We start from the raw sequence: 22,605 nt of genomic DNA, 5'->3' as shown, positions 1-22,605 counted from the left end.
GCCTGCTCGCGGGACCGGGCCAGCGCTTCGTCGTCGAGGTCGATCTGTGTCTCGTTGTTCGCTGCGGTCGATGCTGGGCTCGTGGACGCATGACATTGCGAACGACCGGATTTGTCGGTCCTCTCCCCTACAGTGGCTGCTGTGTTCGTCACCGGCGACAACATCGTCTACAGCGCTTCGGATCTCGCGGCCGCGGCCCGGTGCGAGTACGCGCTGCTCAGGGATTTCGACGCGAAGCTGGGCCGAGGTCCCGCGGTCTCGGGCGACGACGAACTGTTCGCACGCACCGCGGCTCTCGGTACCGAGCACGAGCGGCGCCGGCTCGGCCAGCTGCGCGACCAGTTCGGCGATGCGGTTGCGGTGATTGGTCGCCCGGCATACTCGGTCGACGGGCTAACGGCTGCGGCCGAGGCGACGCAGCGCGCCATCGCCCGGTGCGCGCCCGTGGTGTATCAGGCCGCCATGTTCGACGGCCGCTTCGTCGGCTTCGCCGACTTCCTGATCCGAGATGGTGAGCAATATCGGGTCGCCGACACCAAGCTGGCCCGGTCGGCCAAGGCGACCGCGTTGTTGCAGCTTGCGGCCTATGCCGATGCGCTGGCGCGCGCGGGCGTGGCGGTGGCATCCGAGGCCGAGCTCGAGCTTGGCGACGGCACCGTGGTGCGCTACCGCGTCGGCGATCTGGTCCCGGTCTATCGGTCCCAGCGCGAGCGCTTGCAGCGCCTCCTCGACGATCACTACGCCGCCGGCAGGGCGGTCCGCTGGGACGACGACCGGGTTGGGGCCTGCTTTCGTTGTGAGCTCTGCAGTGAACAGTTGCGCGCGGCCGACGATCTGCTGTTGGTCGCCGGCATGCGAGTGACCCAGCGGGAGAAGCTCATTGACTCCGGCATCACCACGATCGGGGAACTGGCCGGCAATAACCGGCCGGTTCCCGGCCTGACGAGCGGTGCGCTGGACAAACTTGCCGCACAGGCAAGACTGCAAGTGCGGCAACGTGATACGGGTATTCCGCAGTTCGAGATCGCCGACCCGCAGCCGCTGGCACTATTGCCCGAGCCCAACGCCGGTGACCTGTTCTTCGACTTCGAGGGTGATCCGCTGTGGACCGCCGACGGCAAGCACTGGGGCCTGGAATATCTGTTCGGTGTGTTGGATGCGACGGGGGCCTTCCGCCCGTTGTGGGCACACAACCTGGTCGCCGAACGCAAGGCGCTGACCGACTTCCTGGCCGTGGTGGCCAAGCGCCGTAGGCGCCACCCCAACATGCACATCTACCATTACGCGCCGTATGAGAAGACCGCGCTGTTGCGGCTGGCCGGGCGGTACGGCGTCGGCGAGGACGAGGTCGACGACTTGCTGCGCAATGGGGTGTTGGTCGACTTGTATCCGTTGGTGCGCAAGAGCATTCGGGTCGGCGCCGAGTCGGTCAGCCTCAAGGCGCTGGAGCCGCTCTACATGGGGACACAGCTGCGCTGCGGGGACGTCGCCACCGCCACCGACTCGATCACGTCCTATGCCCGCTACTGCGAACTGATCGGTCAAGGGCGCCATGACGAGGCCGCAACCGTGCTCAAGGAAATCGAGAACTACAACCATTACGACTGCCGGTCCACCCGCGCGCTGCGTGACTGGCTCGTCATGCGCGCTTGGGAATCCGGCGTCACACCGGTCGGCGTGCAGCCGGTTGCCGACGGCGAGCCCGTCGACGACCATGACCCGTTGACGTTGACGTTGTCGGCATTCACCGGTGACGCGGCCGCTGCAGAGCGGACCCCGGAACAGGCGGCGGTCGCTCTGGTGGCGGCGGCCCGCGGCTATCATCGACGTGAGGACAAGCCGTTCTGGTGGGCGCATTTCGATCGGCTGAATTATCCCGTCGACGAATGGTCAGACAACACAGACGTTTTCGTCGTCATCGACGCCGAGGTCGCCGTTGACTGGCATAAGCCTCCGCGGGCGCACAAGCTGCAGCGCCGGGTGCGCCTGACCGGTGAAGTGGCCCGTGGCGACCTCAATGCGAACGTTTTTGCGCTGTATGAGCCTCCGGCTCCGGCGGGTATGACCGACGATCCCGATCGCCGTGCCGCGGGCCGCGCGGTGGTTGTCGAGGTCGACGACCCGGCACTGCCCACCGAGGTTGTCATTGTTGAACGAATTGGCGATGACGGCAACGTGTTTCACCAGCTTCCCGTTGCGCTGGCCCCGGGGCCCCCGGTTCCGACCACCACGCTGCGGCAGTCAATTGAGTCGACGGCGGCTGCCGTGGCCGCCGGGCTGCCGCAGCTGCCCAGCACCGCGCTGGTCGACGTGCTGCTGCGCCGCCCGCCCCGCACCCGCGACGCGGCCGGGCTACCGCGTAGCAACGATATCGTCGCCGACATTACGGCGGCGGTGCTGAACCTGGACTCGTCGTACCTGGCGGTGCACGGGCCCCCGGGAACCGGCAAGACGCACACCGCGGCCGGGGTGATCCTGCGACTGGTCACCGAACATGGCTGGCGCATTGGCGTCGTCGCGCAATCGCATGCGGCCGTGGAAAATCTGTTGGACTGCGTGATCGACGCGGGCCTGGACCCCGAGCTCGTAGCCAAGAAACCCCACGATCACGGTGCTGCACGCTGGCAGGAGATCGACGGCAGCCAGTACGCGGCGTTCATCGCCAGTAACCACGGGTGCGTAATCGGTGGTACGGCCTGGGATTTCGCCAACAGCAATCGCGTGGCCCCGCGCAGCCTGGATCTGCTGGTGATCGACGAAGCGGGTCAGTTCTGTTTGGCCAACACAATTGCCGTGGCTCCGGCGGCCGCCAATCTATTGCTGCTCGGGGACCCGCAGCAACTGCCGCAGGTCAGTCAGGGAACACATCCCGAACCGGTCGACGCCTCCGCCCTGGATTGGTTGGTCGACGGACAGCGCACGCTGCCCGATGAACGCGGCTACTTCCTGGACCGCTCGTACCGAATGCATCCGGCGATTTGCGCCGCGGTATCGGCGCTGTCCTACGAGGGCCGGCTGCACTCGCGCGCCGAGTTCACCGCCGCGCGTCGCCTCGACGGATTTGAGCCCGGTGTGCGCGCGCTTTTCATTGACCACCAAGGTAATTCGATTGAAAGTCCGGAGGAGGCCGACGCAATCGTTGTGGAGATCCAGGACCTACTGGGCCGGGATTGGACCGACGAGCATGGCACCCGACCGTTGGCCGCCTCCGACGTGCTAGTGCTGGCGCCGTACAACGCCCAGGTGGCGCTGGTGCGCCAACGGTTGCGGTCGGCCGGACTGGGCGAGGTACGGGTCGGAACGGTCGACAAGTTCCAGGGCGGGCAGGCGCCGGTTGTCTTCATTTCGATGACTGCCTCGTCCGTTGACGACGTACCACGCGGAATATCGTTCCTGCTCAACAGGAATCGACTCAACGTCGCGATCAGCCGGGCACAATATGCGACGGTAATCGTGCGCTCGGAAATGTTGACCGAGTATCTGCCCGCTACGCCGGCCGGTCTGGTGGACCTGGGCGCGTTCCTGGCCTTGACGTCTTAGGGCGAGCCGGGACCGCCGGAGCCGCCGGGGCCGCCGGTGCCGCCTTTGCCGCCGACCGAGCCGGACGGGCCGGTGCCTGTGCCGCCTGCCGTGCCAGCGCCCCGGGGGGTGCCGGGGTCCCCACTGGAGCCGACCCCCCCGTCGCCGCCCTCGCCCCCGTCCCCCCCGTCACCGCCGGTGCCGCCGGCGATGATGCCGCCGCCGCCGGTGCCGCCGGTGCCGCCTTGCCCACCTTGACCTCCGGCGCCGCCCTTGCCAAGTGCGTTGGCGCCGCCGATGCCACCCTTCCCGCCTTTGCCGCCTTGGCCGCCGTCTCCGGCAGGGACGGTGGGGCCTGCACTGTTGGCGCCTTGGGCGCCGGTACCGCCCAGGCCGCCGCTGCCGCCCGTACCCGCCGTGTGGCCGGCGAACGTGGTATGTCCGCCTTCACCACCTTGACCGCCCTCGCCGCCACTGCCCGCGGCGCCCGCGCTGCCGGCTATGGAGCCACCGCCAGTGACCCCTGGCCCACCGCCGAGGCCGCCTTCTCCTCCTCGCCCGCCGGTGCCGCCGCTGCCCGCGTTGTTGGCGCCGTCGTCGTCGTAGCCGTGGCCGCCGATGCCGCCCGCGCCGCCCGCGCCGCCCGCGCCGCCGTCGCCATTGGTTGCGCCGGGAGCGAAGGCCAAGCCGCCGTTGCCGCCTTGACCGCCCTGACCGCCCTGGCCACCACCGCCGCCGCTGCCGCCGGCCGGGCCGGTGGCACCTGCGCCTCCAGAACCACCAGCGCCGCCCGCACCGCCCGCGCCGGCGGTATGTCCGCTAGTGGTGGTCGCGCCGCCTTGGCCGCCGTGGCCGCCGTTCCCGCCGGTGCCAGCGGCGCCCACAGTCGGGGCGCCGACGGTGCCGCCGGTGCCGATCGCGCCCCCGGCCCCGCCGTTGCCGCCCTTGCCGCCCTGGCCGCCGACGCCGGCGTCGTCCGTGCCGGTGTCGGAGTTCCCGAGGCCGCCTTGGCCGCCGGTGCCGCCGGTGCCCCCCTGGCCGCCGCTGCCGTTGGTCGCACCGACGACTGCGTCGCCACCGGCGCCGCCGGCGCCGCCGTCGCCGCCTTGGCCGCCCACACCGGCGGCTTTACCGCCGTTCACGTTGTGGCCACCGATGCCTCCGTCGCCGCCTAGGCCACCCTGGCCGCCGGCACCGGCGGTATGTCCGCTAGTGGTGGTCGCGCCGCCTTGGCCGCCGGCGCCGCCTTGGCCGCCGACGCCGCCATCGCCCGAAGTGCCGGTGCCTGTGCCGAAGCCGAATTCGAAGCCACTCTCGCCGCCCTGTCCGCCAGCGCCGCCTTTCCCGCCCTGACCACCGGCACCGGCCGCGATAGTGCCGTCGTCGGCGTAGCCGTTGCCGCCTTCGCCGCCGGCGCCCCCGGTGCCACCTTGACCGCCATTGCCGGCGGTTGCGCCCGGAGCAAAGGCGCTGCCACCGTCTCCGCCCCTGCCGCCGGCGCCGCCCTCGCCGCCGGTGGCGCCGGTTGTCGAGGATGCGGTGCCGTCGGCGCCGGTGGCCCCTTGGCCACCCTGGCCACCTTGGCCACCGTCACCGGCGGTGTGACCGGTAAAGGAGGTGAATCCGCCCCGGCCGCCGGCGCCGCCTTGGCCGCCTACGCCCAAGCCACCCACGGTGCCGCCGGTGCCACCCGAGCCGACAGCACCCCCGACGCCACCTTGGCCGCCGGTGCCGCCCATGCCGCCGGCGCCGGCGGTGTCGGAGCCGTCGTCGATGCGGCCGTCGCCGCCCGCGCCACCTAGGCCGCCGGTGCCGCCCTGGCCGCCGCTGCCATTGGTCCCGCCGCTGGTGGTGCCGCCGACGCCGCCGTCGCCGCCTTGGCCACCCTGGCCGCCGTGGTCACCGGTGCCAAACGCGCCCCAGCCGCCGTCGCCGCCTTGGCCGCCTTGGCCACCTAGGCCGCCGTCGCCCACGGTCCCGCCGCTGCCGCCGGTGCCTTTCGCGCCGCCGGCTCCGCCGGTGCCCCCGACGCCGCCCGTGCCGCCAGCGCCGGCGTTGTCGGAGCCGTCGTCGATGGCGCCCAAACCGCCGGTGCCGCCTTGGCCGCCGGTGCCGCCCTGGCCACCGCTGCCGTTGGTTGCGCCGGCGATAGCGTTACCGCCGGCGCCGCCGGCGCCGCCTTGGCCGCCTTGCCCCCCAGTGAAGCCGGTGCCGGCCGGTGTCGTGTTCGAGGCGCCGGTACCGCCTTGGCCGCCCTGGCCACCTTGGCCACCGGCACCGGCGATGTTACCGACCGTGGCGGTGGCGCCGCCCTGGCCGCCTTGGCCACCGGTGCCGCCGATGCCCGCGGCCCCGACCGCACCGAGAGTTCCGCCGAAGCCGGCCGCGCCGCCCCCGCCGCCTTGGCCACCTTGCCCACCTTTGCCGCCGGTGCCGGCGTCGTTGGAGCCGGTGTCGGCCAAACCCGTGCCGCCAGCGCCGCCGGTGCCACCTTGGCCACCCTGGCCGCCGCTACCAGCGGTTGCATCGATCGCGGCAAAGCCACCTTGGCCTCCCTGGCCGCCGGCGCCGCCGGCGCCGCCGTCCCTTCCGATGCCACCGGCCAGGCCGGCGCCACCTTGGCCGCCTTGGCCGCCGGCGCCGGCCGTGTGACCGGTAAAGCCGGTGCCGCCGCCTTGGCCGCCGGTGCCGCCGGCGCCTGCAACGCCCGCATTGCCCGCCGCGCCACCGGTGCCGCCCGTGCCGATCGCGCCACCGAGACCAGCGGAACCGCCGGTACCGCCGGTACCGCCGGTACCGGCGTTATCGGAACCGTCGTCGGTGGCTCCCGAGCCGCCGGTTCCACCTTGGCCGCCGGTACCGCCAGTACCGCCGATGCCATTGATCCCGCCGCTGGTGGTGCCGCCTTGGCCGCCGACGCCGCCCTGACCGCCGGTGCCGCCGGCGTGGCCGGTAAGGAACGCGCCGTCGCCGCCTTGGCCGCCGGTGCCGCCCTGGCCTCCGATGCCGCCCTTGCCCACAGCCCCGCCGGCGCCGCCCGTGCCGATCGCGCCGCCGGCGCCGCCCTGGCCGCCCTCGCCACCGGTGCCGCCGGTGCCGGCATTGTTGGAGCCGTCGTCGAAGTAGCCGACGCCGCCGAAGCCGCCTTGACCGCCGGTGCCGCCTTGGCCGCCACTGCCGTTGATCGCGCCGGCGACGGCGTTGCCGCCCGTCCCTCCCGCGCCGCCTTGGCCGCCCTGGCCGCCGGCGGCGGCACCGCCCGAAGGTGTAGTGGCGCCAGCGCCGGTGCCGCCCGTGCCACCCTGCCCGCCTTCGCCGCCTTGGCCGGCAACGTGACCGGCCGTGGTCGTAGCACCGCCCTGGCCGCCCTGGCCGCCTTGGCCGCCGGTGCCGGCGGCACCGACGGCACCGCCGGTGCCACCGAATCCGGTCGCGCCGCCGGCCCCGCCCTGGCCACCGAAGCCGCCCGCTCCGCCGGAGGTAGCTGGGTTGACTCCGTCATCCGCGTAGCCCAGGCCGCCTTGACCGCCGATACCACCGGTACCGCCCATGCCGCCGCTGCCGTTGATTGCTCCGGCCACGGCGTTGCCGCCAGCGCCGCCGGTCCCATTGATCGAGCTGCCTCCAGCGCCACCTGAGCCGCCGTTGCCGAATATGCCTGCGCTGCCGCCATTTCCACCGGCCTGTCCGGCGGCGCCCGACCCGCCGTTACCGCCGTTACCCCAGAGAATTCCGCCATTTCCGCCGTTTTGTCCCGTCCCTGGAATACCGTTAGCGCCATTGCCGATCAGCGGACGGCCGAACAAATACTCGGTGGGGGCATTCACCGCGTTTAACGCGTTCTGCTCGGCATTTTGTAGCTCTGTTTCCACATAGGTAACCGCGCTGCCGTCTAATAGCTGGACGAACTGTTGATGAAATTCGGCGGCGGCTTTGCTGAGCGCCTGATAAACCTCACCATGTTCGGATAACAGTGCCGCGATCATGACCGATACCTCGTCGGCGCCGGCGGCCAGTATTCCCGTTGTCGATCCTGCCGCCGCGCCGCTTGCCTCGTTGACCGCCGACCCGATACTCGTCAAATCAGCTGCCGCGGCTGCTAATGCTTCGGGGACCGCGGCCAGATACGACACGATAGATCTCCTAATTTTCTCGAAAGTGCTTGTCCAGCAAGCCTGTAGCTTCTTCTTCCGCCGAGATTGGGTGCCCGGTGTGGGCGCTAGAGTAGCGGGCCGAAGAGCTGACCGCAGCGCGGCAAAGTCGAGACGACAGCGATAATAACGCGAATTCTATTGCAGCCAAGCAGGTTTCATCGATGCTTCGAATTTCCTGAGTATTTTTGGCCGGACTGCATCAGAGCGCTCAGTTATGACCTACGATATCGTAGGTTAGCTTGTCACGCGAGTTGTCAAGATACACAGCGTATTCGGCGTTATTCACGCTTGTGCATTTCAGCTCACCCTGCTACAAGACGGACGACGCTTTGGCGCTGAGGTAGGCGATCATCCCTTGCGTGACAGCTGCGGCACACTGCGCCCGATCGTCCGCGCTGTGCATCTGAGCGGGCGTCGTCGGCGTTGTTCATATTGTCGAGTTCGACGAGGATTGCCGGTGCCCCATGCGGTTCGTTACCTGGGATCGTCTGCGGCGCGTGTTGAGTGTGGTCTACCTGACCTGGGCCCGGTTTGACCGGTTGTCGTCGCGAATGGTGGTCCCATCCGGGTGGTGTGGAGGTGGTGAGGTAGTTTGCGCGCGGGGTGCGGCGTGGCGGCATCAATGTTGGCCGCAGCCCGGGTTGCGATCTTCGTGTCAGCGTCGATCATCAAACTCGTTTGATTCCGGCAAGCCGGTGGTCATACTGAAATCATGTTGCCCGCCGTGGACTACAACACCCGGCTGCACCGCGGCTACGACCAAGGCCGAGGGCTCTCCGCCGAGGCAATGCAAGCATGGGCTGCGGCGGTGACTCGCCGACTGCCGACCCAGCGTCCACTGCGGATTGCTGAGCTAGGCTCTGGCACAGGACGATTCACATCCATGCTGGTAACGATCGGACAAGGCCCGGTCTACGCGATCGAGCCTTCGGAACAGATGCGCCGGGTCGCCGTCGCCAAGCACCTTCAGCCGGAGGTGCATCACATCGCCGGACGAGCTGAATCCATCCCACTAACCCCCAGCTCTACCCAACCTCTTGCGCATGCAAACAGGTCTTCAGCCAAGTCGGGCTAACCCACTCGCAATCGATGAAGTCGAACACGAAGTAAGTCCCACCCTTGCCGCCTACAGTCAACGGCTTGCCCGGCGCGCGATCTCCACATTCGAACATCTCAGCGACCAAGAGATCGCCGACGGACTGGGCCGACTGAATGACGAGGCAGGCGCCGAAACCACGCCTCAGACAGTCCGGAACACCCACGACCTACTCGTCTTCACGAAGTAATAACCACGCCGGTCGTGCAATGGCTGCTTGAACCCGATGCAGTCCCCGACCCTGCCCGGCTCGCCCGCATTCTCGCGCCGTTATCGCCAACCACTCGATCGTGGCGAGTCCGGGTATATGCCGAGTAGGTCAACGGCTGGCCGTCTGGTAACGCCGCACTCGCGGGCTATTCGCCGTCAAGGGATCAGTGCCGGATTACCCTCGGATGCGACGCTCGATTCGGACGCGTCCTGTAGTAACTTGGCGCGCGTCTGAGAAGCCCGGTGGTAGGAAAGGCTCTCTGTGCTCAAACAACTTTCAGACGTGCCGGCCGATGTGCAGGCCCTCGAGGCGCTCGGCACGGTGACAGCAGCCGACTACGCGAATGTGTTCGCGCCACTGGTGGGTCGGGCGCGAAAAGCCAACCGGCGCTTGCGTTTGCTCTACCAATTCGGTGCGGACTTCAAGCGCCTGACCCCGGGCGCCTTAGTGGCGGACACGCGACTGGGTATTAGCTACCTCCCGTTGCTGGACGGCTGCGCGCTCGTCAGCGATGTCAACTGGATTCGTGAGCCGGCGCGTCAGCTTGGTCGATGGATGCCATGTCCGGTGCGCGTATATGCCAACAACGAGCGCGATGAGGCGGCGGCGTGGTTGGCCGCGCTACCCGATGGCGTGAACGCGTCTATTCCGCAGATGGCCAGGGCCTACCTGGGTGGGACAACTGCTGCGGTCGTGAGCATCGGCAAACTCCTAATCCGCGGCGACATCAGAGTCGGCCGTCGAGGTTATTGACCGTCTCGATCTCGCCCGGGACGTCGTGCTGTTGTCGAAGCCTCTCTGGCGATTTCGTCAGCGTCGGTGTTCATCGCCGCGGGCCCCTCGTAGCATCAATGGCGGACCATTCGTCCGATGTGGAACGGAGGTCGGTATCAATGCTGGCTATGGCGTGGAGTAGTCGGATGGTCGCCTCGACGCTCGATACCGTAGGTGTCCTCGTTGTTTCGGTGATCGCGCTAGCCGGGTGCGGCATTTCCTCGGAAACGCAATCCGAAAGCTCCCCGCCCGAGGCTGGACAGACTAAGCCCTCGGCGGCGCAAACAGCACCCGGCACGTCGCCAGCCCTGGCGCCAGTGGACCGGGAGGTCTACGAGCTCACCGGTTTCCTCTCGCCGAGCGGCAACGTCGGGTGCAAGATCAGCCCGACAAGTGTGCGGTGCGACATTGACCAGCGAGATTGGTCGCCCCCGCCCCGGCCCGCTGATTGCAGACTCGATTACGGGCAAGGCATCTCGATCGGGAGCGGTGGACTGGCTCATTTCGTCTGCGCAGGAGACACCGTCCGGGTGCTTCCCCCCTTTGGGGGCGCCGGTGAACCGCTGGCCTATGGTCAGGCCATTAAAGCCGGGCCGATTCGCTGCGAGAGTGCCGAGTCGGGGATTACTTGCCGCGATGTTGGATCTGGCCATGGCTTTTCGATCTCCCGCGAGGCATATCAGCTTTTCTGAACTGGTCGTGGGCAGCAAGGCGCCGAGGCCCGGGGCGCCGCACTGCTGGTAGGCCGTGCGCTGGCTTCAGGGGCTCGTTGCCTGGTTGATGATGAGCGGCGGTGGCGCTGGTTCATGCGGGTCGGCAAGCGTCTTGTAGAACGGCGGCAGTGCGGCGGCGCCGGGCTCGAACGGGGTGATGTACTCAGCGTCGAATGTCACTCGGTACCACTGGAGGCCGAGTGATGCGGAGACATCTGGGTCGTTGGTGTTCGCGCTGGCAATCGTGGTGACTCGCACGCACTTTAGGTGTCGGCGCATGGTCGACGAGAAGCTGGACAGGCCGTCGGCGTCCTGCGCCGGAGATATCGCGCCGTAGGTGGCGCGCATCTGACGGCCCAGATATCCCCATGCCGTGGCGTAGTCCTGGTTGTTGACCGCCTTGAAGTAGTCCACGATCACCTGCTCGCCCTTGCCGGTGGGGCTGGCATCGGATTGCCCGTTTGCGCACGCTGGAGCTGCCGCGCCGCGCCCGGCGAGCAGGGCACTGATTCCGATCGATAGGATCATCGCGGCCACCGCGATGGCGACCAGACGGCCCCGATACCGGTCTAGCACCTCTCGCCCTTTGTTACGGAGATCGCGCACAACGCAGATTGCATGACGTGAGTGTCTCACCGGTGAGAAGGAATGGGTGTGAGTGGCGGCGCGGCGGTGCCTGCGGAACCGTGCGCTCTGGTCCCGACACGATCACCGGGGGTTGTGTGCATGCATAGTATGCACGATCCGAGAGTGCAGTGTTACCAGTTAAGTCAACCGTAATACACTGCCCTGCAACGATGTTCACCGAATCAACCGCACTATCGGCGCAGTGCGCCACGTCGGCGGCGATAGTTGATCCGAGTGCACCGCCGCACTGCGAAGTACCACGTCGCATCGCCCTGTCGCCCAGCGAAGGGCTACCCGTTCGGCACGCAATAAGTGGTTGTAGCGTGACTGCCGTGAAGTCCTCCTGGGTGTATTCGTCCGTCGCGCTCGCGGCCTGTGTCGCGACAATCGTTCTGACGCCCGCCGTATCGGGCGAGGCAACCGCGGCGGGCTCGTGCCCAACCGCAGCACCGCAGAACGGTGGAACGCCCGACTGGACGCTGGCCGGGACCACCGGCAGCATCGCGGTCACCGGATCCACGGATACGACAGCTCCGCGCGTGAACGTGACGGCACCGTTCAGCGTCACCCAGACCCAGGTGCAAACGCTGCACGCCGGAGACGGACCGGTGGTCCCGGGGACGGCCAGGGTTTCCGTCTGCTACATGGGCGTCAATGGACGTGACGGGTCCGTATTCGACAGTAGCTACGAACGCGGCGCCCCAGTTGACTTCCCGCTTGGCGGAGTCGTGCCGGGCTTCCAGAAGGCCATCGCGGGACAAAAGGTCGGGTCCACGGTCGCCGTCGCAATGACCTCCGCGGACGGCTACCCCAGCGGCCAGCCCAGCGCTGGAATCCGGCCGGGTGACACACTCGTCTTCGCGATCAAGATCCTCGGCGCCTCAAGCTGAGCTGCGACGATGGATGGCGTTCTCCGGCGCGTAGCATCGCCATATGAACAGGGCTTTCGTCGTAACGTTCGCGGTCGGCTTGATCGTCGCACTGTTCGGTCTGATCTGGGCGCTTCAGGGATTCGGAGTGCTTGGCGGCAGCCCGATGAGCAACACCACGACATGGTCCGTCATTGGTCCGATCACGGTGCTGATCGGCATCGTGCTCGCGGTATTCAGCTGGCGCAAACTCTCGTCGAAATAGTGCTTCACCTCTTCGTCACGGTGAAGTCCACCGCGTGCCAGCCGGTGGCACCGTCAGGGACGGGATCAACCTGATCTGCAGTTTGGACAGCTCCGGTGTTGTCAGTGGCACGCACCGTGATGGTGTGTTTCCCAGGGCTTTTCGCCTGCCAGGGGAAGCTCCATAACCGCCACGTCTCGTTGGAATAGCTCGCGCCCTGCTCAGCTGGCTGCCACCCGCCATCGTCGATGCGGACTTCCACGGCCCGCACGCCACGATTCTGTGCCCACGCGACACCGCCAAACACCACGGGCCCGATCGGCACCTTCTGGCCACGTTTCGGCACGTCGATTCTCGACTCGGTCTTGATGGGTGCCCGCGGCGCCCAGCCTTGCCGCGTCCAGTACGCCTTTGCTCGGTCGAAGCGGGTCAGCTCCATGTCGACGACCCACTTGGTGGCCGACACGTACCCGTAGAGCCCGGGTACTACCAGCCGGGCTGGGTAGCCATGCTCGATCGGCAGCGGCTGACCGTTGAGGCCGATCGCCAGCAGCGCGTCGCGGCCATCGGTGAGTGCCTGCACTGGCGTGCCGGCGGTGAACCCGTCGATCGACATCGAGAGCATCATGTCGGCGTCCGGGTGCACACCGGCCGCTGCCAGCAGATCAGCCACCCGGTAGCCTGTCCAGATGCCCGTTGAAATCAGGTTGCCTCCAACGGGATTCGACACGCAGGTTAATGTTGTCACCGTTTCGACGACGTCGAAGTGGGCAAGGTCGTCGAAGCTGTACGTGGCTTCGCGGTCCACCATCCCGTGGATGCGCAGCCGCCAGTCGCCATGGCTGAGTTGGGGAACAACGAGTGCGGTATCGACCCGGTAAAAGTCGGCGCTGGGGGTGACAAAGCTTGGTAGCGCAACACCTTTCGGTTGCACATCAGCGGGTATTGGTCGCGCCGACGTACGCGGTCGCGGCAGTGCGAAGCTGGTACGGTCAGCGGCCACCGAATGCACCATCCGCGTGATGACCGCACCCACCACGCCACTCACCACTCCGAATCCGAGCAATCCGACCATGACCAACGTTCGCCTGCCGGCATCGGGCTCCTCGTGGTCGGGTCTGCTTTCCGGGTCTGCTGGGGCGGGCCAGAATCGACGGGTGAGCAGGCGTAGGGTCGCCACGCCGCAGGCGGCGCCGGCGACGGTGGGGATCGTGTCGAGTGCTGTGGCACCCTGCCGTGAGAGCACCGCGAGGCATCCCAGGGCGCCGGCCACGGCGATCGCGGCGCTGCCGAGCGGGCGGCGCTGGGTCTCGAGGGTTCCGGCGATGGCAGCGATCGTGGCGATCACCACTAGTACGACGACGGCCACGAAGAGTTTGTCCAGAGAGCCCAGGATCTGAATCGCCCATTCCTTGATGGGCCCCGGTGTCAGATCGATGGCCATTGAGCCGATCGCAGTACGCGCGTCGGCTCGCGAACCGAACGGGATACCTACCAGCTGGGCTACCCCGAGCGAGATGGACGCGGCGGCGACCCCGGCGATCATCCGCTCATTCGACGGGGCTATAGCCATCGCAGCTACTGTACTCGCGTTCTGCGCAACGGCCGCAAACACCTTGCCGTGCAGGCGAACCAGTGACGCCGGCATGGGGTGGCCGGGCTACGGGCGAGGCCCCTGCAGATCACCCGCCGCGCCCCGAGATGCGGGTCGCCGGTTACCCGGGCGGAGGCAGCACCGGTGGTCGGCATGCGTTTGAGATCGGATCCCACCACCAGCCGTTGTCGCATGCCAGCGGTTGCGGTCCGACGCCCAAGGGGCGGCATATGTTGGCCGTGGGATCCCACCATTGGCCTGCCTCACAGCCGAGTGGCTGCGGCCCAATCCCCAGGGGTCGGCAGAGATTGGCGGTCGGGTCCCACCACTGGCCGGCATCGCACGGCAAAGCTAGTGGCGCGTCCGGTGGTCGGCACAGGTTCGCCTTTGAATCCCACCACTCGCCGTCGGCGCATTGCGCAGAACTCACGCCTGGTGACACGACCGTCGCGATGGCCATCGGTGCTAACACCATGGCGGCTATGGAGACCAGACGGCAAACGATCATCCACATTTGCACACCTCTGAGCGTTGTCGCACTTGTTGCCGTTCAGCTTAGTCCGGCTGACTCTTGACAGCATGTCGCAACGACGCTGCCCCTAGGTAGAAACGTGTGTGAGCTGGTTTCCATGGTGCATGGTGAGACGAAAAGCCTTGTGGCGATGTCTTTGTTGGCCAGGCCCTCGCTGACGAGCCGTACGACGACCAGTTCGGCCGGGGTGGGCGAGGCCGAGTCAGTGGACGGGCGTTTGCGTTCTCCGCGGCCGTGCTGCGCCTAGGCGATCACCTCGTTTGATATGCGAGGCGAGGCGCTCGGCGACGATCTCAGCGCTGGTCGAAGCTAAGTTCCTCCCAGCGTGAGTCGCCCGGTCGTACACCGAAGCGGGCTGCGAGGTCCCGCAGTCGCATAGGTGCGGAACCAACGCCCCAATTGCCATCAGCGACTTCGTCGATTATGCACCACACGCGCATGAGGTTTCCCGGACTTGGTTCACTACCCTCTGCCGCGACAACGGCGTGGGCAACATCGGTGATGAGCCCGCATCGGCGCCTGTCGTCCAGCGAGCCCTTGGGAACGCTGACAACAACGCGGTACACCTGTCGACCTTCGGGGACGCGCGGCCGCCCGCCCACTTCGATCAGGTCAAGCTCCTGCACGAATGCCCACGACGCCTTGTCGTAGCCTGGCCGGTCAGTTCCGCTCTCCCAGTGAATGATTAGGCGAGTGAGTTCGGCGGCCAATGCCTCCTGCTGGGCACGGTCGAATTTCCCCTTTGGCAAGGTCAAATCGATCATCGGCATAGTCGGCTCCTTCCGCGGCAAGTCTATACCTTGATATGTCAAGGTATGTTTCTCTACCTTGACATGTCAAGTTAGGCTAACTGTGTGTCCGCGCAGCGTGTCCGGCGTCAGCCGGAGGAAGCGAAATCGGCGATCCTTGAGGCGGCCGAGCAACTCCTGATTTTGGGTGGCCCGCGGGCCGTTCAAATGCGTGCCGTCGCCCAACAACTCGGCATCACCGATGCGGGCGTCGCGCATCACTTCGGGACACGGGACGAGCTGCTGCAGGCACTCCTGAGGCATGGCGGCCGTCGCATTCGCGCGGGGATCACCGAGGCGACGGAGCACTGGCTTGAACAGCCGCCGACGGTACGACGGCTCATCGATGGCATTTATTCTGTGTACGCCCGCGGTTATGGCGAGCTCGCGATCGCGCTTCACGCCGCAGGCTGGCGTGACAACGGTAGCGGCATGCTCGAACCGGTCGTCGATGTGTTGCACAACCTGCGCACGCCTCGAGGCGGTCGGCGACCGCCGCGTTCACAGACGCAGCTGGCTGTAGCGGCACTCCATCAAGCTCTGGCAACCGAAACCGCATACGGCGCTGCGTTTCGCCGTAGCGTCGGCATGACCGAACCCGACGCGAGCGACTCTGGATGCCAAATGACTTGGTGGGCATCAACTATCGCGACAGTTCTTGGGATCGACGATTCAGCAAGCCGTTCGCCGTCAACCCGGGCTGCCAAGAACCGTTGAATGCGACGGAATCAAAACGCAGCATTGCCGGAAGTCCGACGACGAAATACACGAACGCCTTCAAGTTCCTCGGCCGGATCCTTCCGTATCCCCGAACGCCGTTGTACCAGGAATACTCGGATGCGGGTTACCTCACCGCCGAATGGCCGCTCGGCCAATGGGATTTCGTTGATCCGGAGGCCTCGCGCGTATACGAGGATGTCGCAGGCCTGATCGGCCCTAACCCGGACATCACCTTCGATGAGGCCGAGGCGTTTTTTCTCTCGCGGCTCGATGATTGGGACGATGTCATCGCCGGCCGAATCGGTGAACTGGCAAGCTAAGCCTCGTACAGCAACCCTGCTTAACGGGTGTCGCCGCGGTGAATGAACGCGTCGACCGCGTCGAGGTCGTATGTTCCAGCGTCGGTTCCGATTCCGCCGGCAACTTGTGCCGCGGTCGCGCATCCGAGTCGAGCCGCTTCCGAAAGGCTGCGTCCCAGCGCACGGCCGAGGATGAATCCGGCCGAGAACGCGTCACCGCAACCGGTGGTATCGACCACATCTACCGCGAACGCGGGCACTTCGAACGTTTCCTCATTCGAAACGATCAGCGCACCTTTGCTGCCCTGCGTCACCGCCAAGCATGCGGGGCCCGCGCCCAGTAGATATTGGGCACCGGTAAGAAGGTCAGGGGCCCCAGTGAAGCCCAACACTTGCTCGTCATTGGGCAACAGGTAGTCGGTGTGGGGCAGGGCATCAGCAATCCACTGCAGTAACCCGGGATCCCCGGCGGCAAGAATATCAACGGATGTGCTGAGCCCGTTGGCCTTTGCGCACTCAAGCAGCTCGCTGGCCGCCGGACCGCCGAGGAACTCGGGACCACCCAGATGCAGGTGCGACGACCGAATGAGCTCGTCAAGGTCGAGGTCGTCGAGAGTGAATACGGCGTTGGCGCCCACGCAGTGCCAGGCGGGGCGCTCGCCATTGGGGCGCACCGGGATGACTGATGCCGATGTCTGGCTCGCCGAGGTCCGAATCAGACCACCGACGTCGACGCCTTCTAGGCTGAGCATCGCCAGTAGGGTGTCGCCCATCGCGTCGGTGCCGATGGCACCGAAGGAATGGACCGTGGCTCCAAGCCGACTCAGTACGACGGCAGTGCCGCCCGCGGTCCCCGCAGGGGAAATCTTGATCGTCTCGACGAGCTGGCCCTGCGAGCCTTCGGGAATGGACGTGATTCCAATGACGTGGGTGTCCAGGACATGCACACCTACGACAGCGATCTCGACTTGGGTTATGACGCGGTCTGCCTTCTCCATGTCCGGAGCATATGAGGCGGCTGCACCGATGGGACATTGTCGGTAACGACGCGACGAGCATCGCCGAACTCGATGATGGCGACTTCATGATGGCGACCTCGCAATGCCCCGCGGCGGCAACCGTTGCCACAGTGCGGCGAATCGTTTGCGCGGCTCCCCATGCTGGGAAGCTCAGAAGTGCTGTAGTTCAAGGAGTTTCTGCGATCATGGCCACCGAACAACTGCACCGACACCCCGGTGTTAGCCTCCCCGTGCCCTATTCCCATATCTCGCGAGTGGGAAAGGGTACGGTCCCTTTCCCTTTCGTATGTTGTGGACGCTGATCCCCGCACGGGCGCCCGGCAGCGGTCGTTGTCGGTATGTCAGCATGTGCAGATGATTTCATGCAGCCTTGTCCGCATCATCGGCGTCGCCGCAGTGATAGCTGGGGCGCTCGTGAGCGCGCCCGCTGTCAGTCCCGTTGCCTCAGCTGATGCATGTTCCGACGTCGCAGTGGTTTTTGCTCGAGGTACCCATCAAGAGCCGGGTCTTGGCAACGTCGGCGAGGCGTTTGTCGACTCGCTGAGTTCGCAGGTTGTTGGCCGGACGGTCGGGGTCTACGCGGTCAATTACCCAGCGAACGACGATTACCACAACAGCGCGACAACCGGCTCCGATGACGCGAGCGCCTACATCCAGGCCACCGCGGCCAGCTGCCCGAACACGAAGTTCGTCCTTGGGGGGTATTCACAGGGCGCGACCGTGATCGATTTGGCCAGCGCAGCGCTGCCCGCCCCGGTGGCGGATCACGTCGCCGCTGTCGCGCTCTTCGGCGAGCCATCCAGTGGATTCTCGCGCATGTTGTGGGGCGGCCAGCCGCTGCCGACAATCAGCCCGCAATTCAGCTCCAAGACCCTTAGCTTGTGCGCTCCCGACGATCCGATTTGCACCGGAGGCGGGAACATCATGGCGCACGTTTCGTACATTCAATCCGGGATGACAAGCCAGGCAGCGACATTCGCGGCTAACAAGCTCGGTCAAGGGCCGCAACGCGATTGAGCGGGGCAGCAGCTCACGGGTTGTTGAAGATCGTTGTCCCAACTCCGCCCGGTGAGTAGCTGATATAGATCGGTTGCAGCTCGAAGGGCTTGTTTCCGGTATTCATTGTGCTGCCCGTCGTGACAATTGGGCTGTAGCCCGCGGACGTCGTGTAGTGGTACAGCTCTGTCACACCGTCGCTGGCGTACACGGTAATGAGGGTATTCGCTGGCAAGCTTCCGGAAGTCTGGCCATTCAATAGATATGACGGCATGGTTCCGGTCACGCCCCCGGAATCAATAATCGCCGTGACGGGTTGGAGCGGCCCGTCCCCGATCTTTACATGCACGGTGCTGATGGGCGCTCCGGAAACCGCGACTCTTTCCGTTCCCGTGTTGGGGCCGAACTGCAACTCGCGGCCGGGCTGGTCGATCAGGACGCCCTGATTGAGATCGCCGCCCAACGCTGTGACCGGACTGCTCGGCCCAGGGCCCACGGCGTTTGGCCCGAGACCCAAGACACTGGTTACGCCGGCGGGCGCAAAGTATCCCTCGAAGGTTTGCGGGAAGGACAGCAAGACCACGTTGACCGGGGTCCCGGCGGTAACGATGCCGTTCCCGAAGTCGACCGGCGCGTTATAGGTGGCGAAGATATAGGTCAACCCCCCGCTGTACCCGCTGATCCCAAACGACACCGGTAAGCCCAGGCGCAGAACGCCCAACGGGCCGCCGAGGGCGGCGGGCGTGATGACCAGGCCCTCGGATCCGGTGTCAACGAGCGACGGAATGCTCGGCCCGCCGTTGACGGACAGGTGTACCACCGGCTCGGTCTCGGCGTACACGTCCATCCGAACGGTTCTGCCGTCCCACCCGGTACCACTTGTCCCGGGGGCGCCCGCCAACCAACCGGCGCGGCCACCCGCGCCGCCATAGCCGCGAATCCCACCGGCGCCGACGCCACCGGCGCCGCCGGTCCCACCCGAGCCGATCAGACCCGCCGCACCACCCAGCCCGCCGTTGCCGCCGGTGGCAAAGGACCCGCCTCCTTCCCCGCCGACTCCGCCGTTGCCCCACAGCCACCCACCGGTACCGCCGTTGCCGCCGGTCGCGCCCATTCCTCCCGCGCCCCCGGCTCCCCCGTTGCCGATCAAACCTGCCGGGCCACCAAACCCGCCGGTCACCCCAGGGTTCGTCTGCGAATAGCCGTTGCCGCCATTGCCATACAGCAGCCCGCCAGCGCCCCCATTCGGGCTGGCGGCCGTCCCGTCGGCTCCGTTGCCGATCAGTGGGCGCCCGAGCAACGCCTCAGTGGGTGCATTGACCGCGCCCAGGACGTTTTGCTCAACGGCCCGCAACGGCGCCGTGACGGCCGCTTCGGTGGCCTGATACGACACAACCGCCGAGTTCAGCGACTGTACAAACTGTTGATGGAACCCGCTGATCTGGACGCTGAGAGCCTGATACTCCTTACCGAACCCGGCAAAGAGCGCCGCCAGCGCGACCGATACTTCATCACCGGCAGCAGCCGCAAGTCCAGTGGTCGGAACGGCAGCTGCCGCATTCGCCGCATTCAGCGCCGAACCCAGGCTCTCAAGGTCCGATGCGGCCGACACCAGCCAGTCGGGAGCCACGACTAGAAGTGACACTCCGCCCCTTCCACGTCGAGTCAGCGATCCGTGTCGCTAAAGCCTATCCAGATGCTGACTTTGCATCTCAGTTTTCACGCATCGGTAACCAGGCAGGGCCCACAACGCGCCAGCGCACTAGTCTGCCCCTCCCCGGCCATGTCGCACCGGGTAAACACGCCAGTTCAAAGAATTAGCTAATAATCCGCGAATGCGGTGACTCGGATTGTGGTCTCACCAATACGTTTGCGCGGCTTTGATAACCCGACTTGTCGGCACTGAGCGGTGCAATACGTTGATTCTGCGGAAGTTGATGCCTTTCACGCCCAAGCGGCGTGCTGTCTGGGCAACTCTGGTGTCTGAGTTGTCGCCCGCGCGGGCCAGGTGAACCCGATTGCAGTGCGAGCTGTCAGGGCAAGCAGCGTCACGCTCGGTTGAAGAAGCCCGCTTGCCCGGGCCCCGCGTTGAATCCACCCGAGTCGAAGCCGCCCGAATTGCCGAAGCCTGAGTTTTCCATCCCGCCGCTGTTACCGACGCCCGAGCTGTGTTCGCCCGAGTTGAGGAACCCGGTGTTGTAGTAGCCCGAGTTCATGAAACCCACGTCATGATTGCCCGAATTGAAGAAGCCCACCTGCAACCCGTAGGCGCCACGGTTGAAGAAGCCCGTGTTGGTGCCGCCGCTGCTTGCGTTGAAGAAGCCCACGTTGTCGTCGCCGCCGCCGGAGTTGCCCCAGCCCGAGCTATAGCCGCCGCTGGCCGAATTGGCGAAGCCGGAGTTGTAGTTGCTGGTGTTAAAGAAGCCAGAGTTACCGGTGCCCGAATTGCCAAAGCCCGAGTTGCCGCTAAAGCTGCCGGTTCCGCCGAAGCCGGTGTTGACGTTGCCCGAGTTCCACAAACCGGTGTTGGTGTCGCCTGAGTTGAAGAAGCCGGTATTCGTGAAGCCCGAGTTGAAGAAGCCCGTATTGCCAGCCTGTCCGATGACTCCCGGTCCGAAGACGGGGTCGGTGCCGTTGCCGCCGCTGTTGAATCCGCCGGTATTCCCGATGCCGGTGTTGGACCAGCCCACGTTTCCGAAACCGGCATTGAACGAACCGACGTTGTGGTTGCCGGCGTTGAAGAAGCCAACGTTATGGCCGAATAGTGCGGTCCCGCCGGAGTTGAAGGCGCCCAGATTTCCGTTGCCCGAGTTCCCGAGCCCCATATTGGTACTGCCCGCGTTGAAGGAACCAGTATTGACGCTGCCGGCGTTCCATAGGCCGGTGTTGGTGCTGCCGGTATTGCCGATGCCGGTGTTGGTCGTGCCCGAGTTCACCATGCCCCAGTTGTGGCTTCCGGTATTCGCTATGCCCCAGTTGGAGCTGCCGGAGTTGAAGAACCCGGAGTTGTCGGTGCCCGAGTTGAACAAGCCGCTGTTGCCGGCGCCGGAGTTCCATCCGCCGAAACCGATCTGATTGTCGCCGGTGAGCCCGATGCCGATATTGCCGTTGCCGGTGTTGGCCAGGCCGAAGTTGCTATTGCCGGTATTGGCGAAGCCAAAGTTGAAGCTGCCGTTGTTGCCCAGCCCGACGTTCCAACCGACGTTGTTGGCATTGAGTCCGCCGATGCCGATCTGGTTGTCGCCCGTGAGCCCGATACCGATGTTGTTGCTGCCGACGTTGCCGATGCCGAAGTTGTGGTTGCCGACGTTGCCGATGCCGGTGTTGTGATTGCCGAGATTGCCGATGCCCACGTTCGACACGGCCTGCGCACCTGCGATTGCGGTGGCCAAATTTCCGTTGCCCAAGCCGATGTTGCCGATGCCGACGTTGCCGATACCGATGTTGAATTGGCCGATGTTGCCCGTACCAACGTTGTCGGAGGCTGCGCCAGGGTAAGCCAAGCCGTCGGCGACCATGGCCGCATTCCCGTTGCCCGCCCCGAGGTTGAAGGAGCCGAAGTTGCCGAAGCCCACGTTGTTGTTACCACCGCCGGTGGCGCTGGGGCCGCTGTTGCCACCACCGAAGTTGTAGCTACCGGTATTGCCGCTGCCTACGTTCCAGCTGCCGATGTTGCCGATCCCCAGGTTGAAGCCCGGCAGGGCTTGCGCTGCCTGCGGCCAGGGCGTCAGCTGGGCAGCCGCGGCCGACACCCCGCTGTAATAGCTCGACATCGCGGCCACGTCCTGGGCCCACATCTGCTCGTACTGGGCCTCAACCGCCCCGATCGCCGAGGCGTTCATACCCAACAGGTTCGATCGCACTAATGCGATCAGCTCAGACCTGTTGAGCGCCAAGGCTACCGGGTGCACGGTTGCGGCCCACGCCCCCTCAAACGCCGAGGCCGCCGCCTTGGCCTGACCAGCCGAAGTCTGGGCTTGGGTTGCGGCGACGCGCAACCACTCCGCATACGGCGCCGCCGCGGCTGCCATTGCCGCCGACGCGGGGCCCTGCCACGACGCTCCAGCCAGCCCCGAGGTCACCGACGCAAACGAGGCCGCGGCCGAATTCAGTTCGCTGGCTAACCCGTCCCAGGCCGCCGCGGCGGCCAATAGTGGGCCCGATCCCGCACCAGAAAACATCCGCGCCGAATTGATCTCTGGTGGCAACACCGCAAAATTCATCGGACTCCGCCTCCTCAAGCGGGTCTTTCCTTGCTCTACCGTGCTGACCGACGCGGGGACGGCACAAACTGTACCTCGGGTCCGGTTAGAGTCGGACAGGATTTGGCGTTGTCACGTCGCAATCCCTGGCAAAGCTTTCGTCATGAGCATGCCGATGCCAAAACGGCACTTTGCCAAATGACTACTTTGAAGTACTTCGCCTCCCCGTGAGCGTTCGAGCGGTCCCG

Annotated in this window: 17 protein-coding genes and 1 pseudogene; 9 read left to right on the top strand and 9 right to left on the bottom strand. The window is 66.1% G+C overall.

The window, feature by feature from the left end; all coding sequences use genetic code 11:
• The first annotated feature begins 141 nt into the window (after positions 1 to 141).
• The gene (locus MSIMFI_RS26075; RefSeq protein WP_191499759.1) at positions 142 to 3,540 is read left to right on the top strand and encodes a TM0106 family RecB-like putative nuclease; all 3,399 of its coding nucleotides are present in this window, start codon (positions 142 to 144) and stop codon (positions 3,538 to 3,540) included.
• Here MSIMFI_RS26075 and MSIMFI_RS26070 read toward each other — a convergent pair.
• Positions 3,537 to 7,652: a PE family protein gene (locus tag MSIMFI_RS26070; protein WP_191499758.1), complete on the bottom strand. Its 4,116-nt coding sequence runs from the start codon at positions 7,650 to 7,652 to the stop codon at positions 3,537 to 3,539. The two genes, MSIMFI_RS26075 and MSIMFI_RS26070, sit on opposite strands and share 4 nt — an antisense overlap.
• A gap of 733 nt (positions 7,653 to 8,385) precedes the next feature.
• Here MSIMFI_RS26070 and MSIMFI_RS26065 point away from each other — a divergent pair.
• The 3 genes from MSIMFI_RS26065 (at position 8,386) to MSIMFI_RS29425 (ending at position 10,446) form a co-directional block, all read left to right on the top strand.
• Positions 8,386 to 8,748: a class I SAM-dependent methyltransferase gene (locus MSIMFI_RS26065; RefSeq protein ID WP_191499757.1), complete on the top strand. Its 363-nt coding sequence runs from the start codon at positions 8,386 to 8,388 to the stop codon at positions 8,746 to 8,748.
• A gap of 493 nt (positions 8,749 to 9,241) precedes the next feature.
• Positions 9,242 to 9,733, top strand: a complete 492-nt coding sequence (locus MSIMFI_RS26055) for a SpoIIAA family protein (protein ID WP_191499755.1) — start codon at positions 9,242 to 9,244, stop codon at positions 9,731 to 9,733.
• A 98-nt stretch (positions 9,734 to 9,831) separates the two neighbouring features.
• A complete protein-coding gene (locus tag MSIMFI_RS29425; protein ID WP_318187431.1) occupies positions 9,832 to 10,446 on the top strand; it encodes a DUF6636 domain-containing protein in 615 nt (204 codons plus the stop codon).
• 66 nt (positions 10,447 to 10,512) lie between these two features.
• On the opposite strand, the gene MSIMFI_RS26050 is transcribed toward MSIMFI_RS29425, so the two are convergent.
• A complete protein-coding gene (locus tag MSIMFI_RS26050) occupies positions 10,513 to 11,073 on the bottom strand; it encodes a hypothetical protein (protein WP_224770438.1) in 561 nt (186 codons plus the stop codon).
• 344 nt (positions 11,074 to 11,417) lie between these two features.
• On the opposite strand from MSIMFI_RS26050, the gene MSIMFI_RS26045 reads away from it, so the two are divergent.
• Entirely contained in the window at positions 11,418 to 11,984 is a 567-nt protein-coding gene (locus MSIMFI_RS26045) for an FKBP-type peptidyl-prolyl cis-trans isomerase (protein ID WP_186243431.1), read from the top strand.
• 43 nt (positions 11,985 to 12,027) lie between these two features.
• Positions 12,028 to 12,228, top strand: coding sequence for a hypothetical protein (locus MSIMFI_RS26040; RefSeq protein WP_191499754.1), 201 nt, complete (start codon positions 12,028 to 12,030; stop codon positions 12,226 to 12,228).
• A 4-nt stretch (positions 12,229 to 12,232) separates the two neighbouring features.
• Here the strand turns inward: MSIMFI_RS26040 and MSIMFI_RS26035 are convergent, their stop codons facing one another.
• The 4 genes and pseudogenes from MSIMFI_RS26035 to MSIMFI_RS26025 all read right to left on the bottom strand — a co-directional run bounded on the left by MSIMFI_RS26035 (position 12,233) and on the right by MSIMFI_RS26025 (position 15,103).
• Positions 12,233 to 13,780: a molybdopterin-dependent oxidoreductase gene (locus tag MSIMFI_RS26035; protein ID WP_224770437.1), complete on the bottom strand. Its 1,548-nt coding sequence runs from the start codon at positions 13,778 to 13,780 to the stop codon at positions 12,233 to 12,235.
• A 142-nt stretch (positions 13,781 to 13,922) separates the two neighbouring features.
• A complete protein-coding gene (locus MSIMFI_RS29420; RefSeq protein ID WP_313958175.1) occupies positions 13,923 to 14,315 on the bottom strand; it encodes a hypothetical protein in 393 nt (130 codons plus the stop codon).
• Positions 14,316 to 14,400: 85 nt separating this feature from the next.
• Positions 14,401 to 14,576, bottom strand: a pseudogene (locus MSIMFI_RS29875) (LuxR C-terminal-related transcriptional regulator); the annotation flags it as partial.
• Positions 14,577 to 14,626: 50 nt separating this feature from the next.
• A complete protein-coding gene (locus MSIMFI_RS26025; protein ID WP_191499753.1) occupies positions 14,627 to 15,103 on the bottom strand; it encodes a tautomerase family protein in 477 nt (158 codons plus the stop codon).
• Between the two features lie 186 nt (positions 15,104 to 15,289).
• On the opposite strand from MSIMFI_RS26025, the gene MSIMFI_RS29870 reads away from it, so the two are divergent.
• Both MSIMFI_RS29870 and MSIMFI_RS26015 read left to right on the top strand, forming a co-directional pair.
• Positions 15,290 to 15,838: a TetR/AcrR family transcriptional regulator gene (locus MSIMFI_RS29870; RefSeq protein ID WP_396820590.1), complete on the top strand. Its 549-nt coding sequence runs from the start codon at positions 15,290 to 15,292 to the stop codon at positions 15,836 to 15,838.
• Complete coding sequence (locus MSIMFI_RS26015; protein ID WP_224770457.1) at positions 15,739 to 16,161, top strand: hypothetical protein; 423 nt, start codon at positions 15,739 to 15,741, stop codon at positions 16,159 to 16,161. Before MSIMFI_RS29870 ends, MSIMFI_RS26015 begins: the two co-directional genes overlap by 100 nt.
• A 20-nt stretch (positions 16,162 to 16,181) precedes the next feature.
• Here MSIMFI_RS26015 and MSIMFI_RS26010 read toward each other — a convergent pair whose 3' ends face one another.
• Positions 16,182 to 17,138, bottom strand: coding sequence for a carbohydrate kinase family protein (locus tag MSIMFI_RS26010; RefSeq protein ID WP_191499751.1), 957 nt, complete (start codon positions 17,136 to 17,138; stop codon positions 16,182 to 16,184).
• 375 nt (positions 17,139 to 17,513) lie between these two features.
• Between MSIMFI_RS26010 and MSIMFI_RS26005 the strand changes: the two genes are divergently transcribed.
• Complete coding sequence (locus MSIMFI_RS26005) at positions 17,514 to 18,176, top strand: cutinase family protein (RefSeq protein ID WP_191499750.1); 663 nt, start codon at positions 17,514 to 17,516, stop codon at positions 18,174 to 18,176.
• A gap of 13 nt (positions 18,177 to 18,189) precedes the next feature.
• Here the strand turns inward: MSIMFI_RS26005 and MSIMFI_RS26000 are convergent, their stop codons facing one another.
• Together MSIMFI_RS26000 and MSIMFI_RS25995 are read right to left on the bottom strand one after the other, a co-directional pair.
• On the bottom strand, positions 18,190 to 19,800 hold the full coding sequence (locus tag MSIMFI_RS26000) for a PecA family PE domain-processing aspartic protease (RefSeq protein ID WP_191499749.1): 1,611 nt from the start codon (positions 19,798 to 19,800) through the stop codon (positions 18,190 to 18,192).
• 403 nt (positions 19,801 to 20,203) lie between these two features.
• A complete protein-coding gene (locus tag MSIMFI_RS25995; protein WP_191499748.1) occupies positions 20,204 to 22,378 on the bottom strand; it encodes a PPE family protein in 2,175 nt (724 codons plus the stop codon).
• Between the last annotated feature and the right edge of the window lie 227 nt (positions 22,379 to 22,605).

This window comes from Mycobacterium simulans (genome assembly GCF_900232995.1).
Classification (GTDB): Bacteria; Actinomycetota; Actinomycetes; order Mycobacteriales; family Mycobacteriaceae; genus Mycobacterium; species Mycobacterium simulans.
This window is presented reverse-complemented; position numbering and strand designations above follow the sequence as displayed.

Excerpts from the sequence above, each read along its gene's own strand:
- MSIMFI_RS26015 (WP_224770457.1), top strand. The coding sequence starts at position 15,739 with ATGCCAAATGACTTGGTGGGCATCAACTATCGCGACAGTTCTTGGGAT.
- MSIMFI_RS26025 (WP_191499753.1), bottom strand. The coding sequence starts at position 15,103 with ATGCCGATGATCGATTTGACCTTGCCAAAGGGGAAATTCGACCGTGCC.
- MSIMFI_RS26065 (WP_191499757.1), top strand. The coding sequence starts at position 8,386 with ATGTTGCCCGCCGTGGACTACAACACCCGGCTGCACCGCGGCTACGAC.
- MSIMFI_RS29870 (WP_396820590.1), top strand. The coding sequence starts at position 15,290 with ATGCGTGCCGTCGCCCAACAACTCGGCATCACCGATGCGGGCGTCGCG.
- MSIMFI_RS26040 (WP_191499754.1), top strand. The coding sequence starts at position 12,028 with ATGAACAGGGCTTTCGTCGTAACGTTCGCGGTCGGCTTGATCGTCGCA.
- MSIMFI_RS26005 (WP_191499750.1), top strand. The coding sequence starts at position 17,514 with ATGATTTCATGCAGCCTTGTCCGCATCATCGGCGTCGCCGCAGTGATA.
- MSIMFI_RS25995 (WP_191499748.1), bottom strand. The coding sequence starts at position 22,378 with ATGAATTTTGCGGTGTTGCCACCAGAGATCAATTCGGCGCGGATGTTT.
- MSIMFI_RS26010 (WP_191499751.1), bottom strand. The coding sequence starts at position 17,138 with ATGGAGAAGGCAGACCGCGTCATAACCCAAGTCGAGATCGCTGTCGTA.
- MSIMFI_RS26035 (WP_224770437.1), bottom strand. The coding sequence starts at position 13,780 with ATGGCTATAGCCCCGTCGAATGAGCGGATGATCGCCGGGGTCGCCGCC.
- MSIMFI_RS29420 (WP_313958175.1), bottom strand. The coding sequence starts at position 14,315 with ATGTGGATGATCGTTTGCCGTCTGGTCTCCATAGCCGCCATGGTGTTA.
- MSIMFI_RS29425 (WP_318187431.1), top strand. The coding sequence starts at position 9,832 with ATGGCGGACCATTCGTCCGATGTGGAACGGAGGTCGGTATCAATGCTG.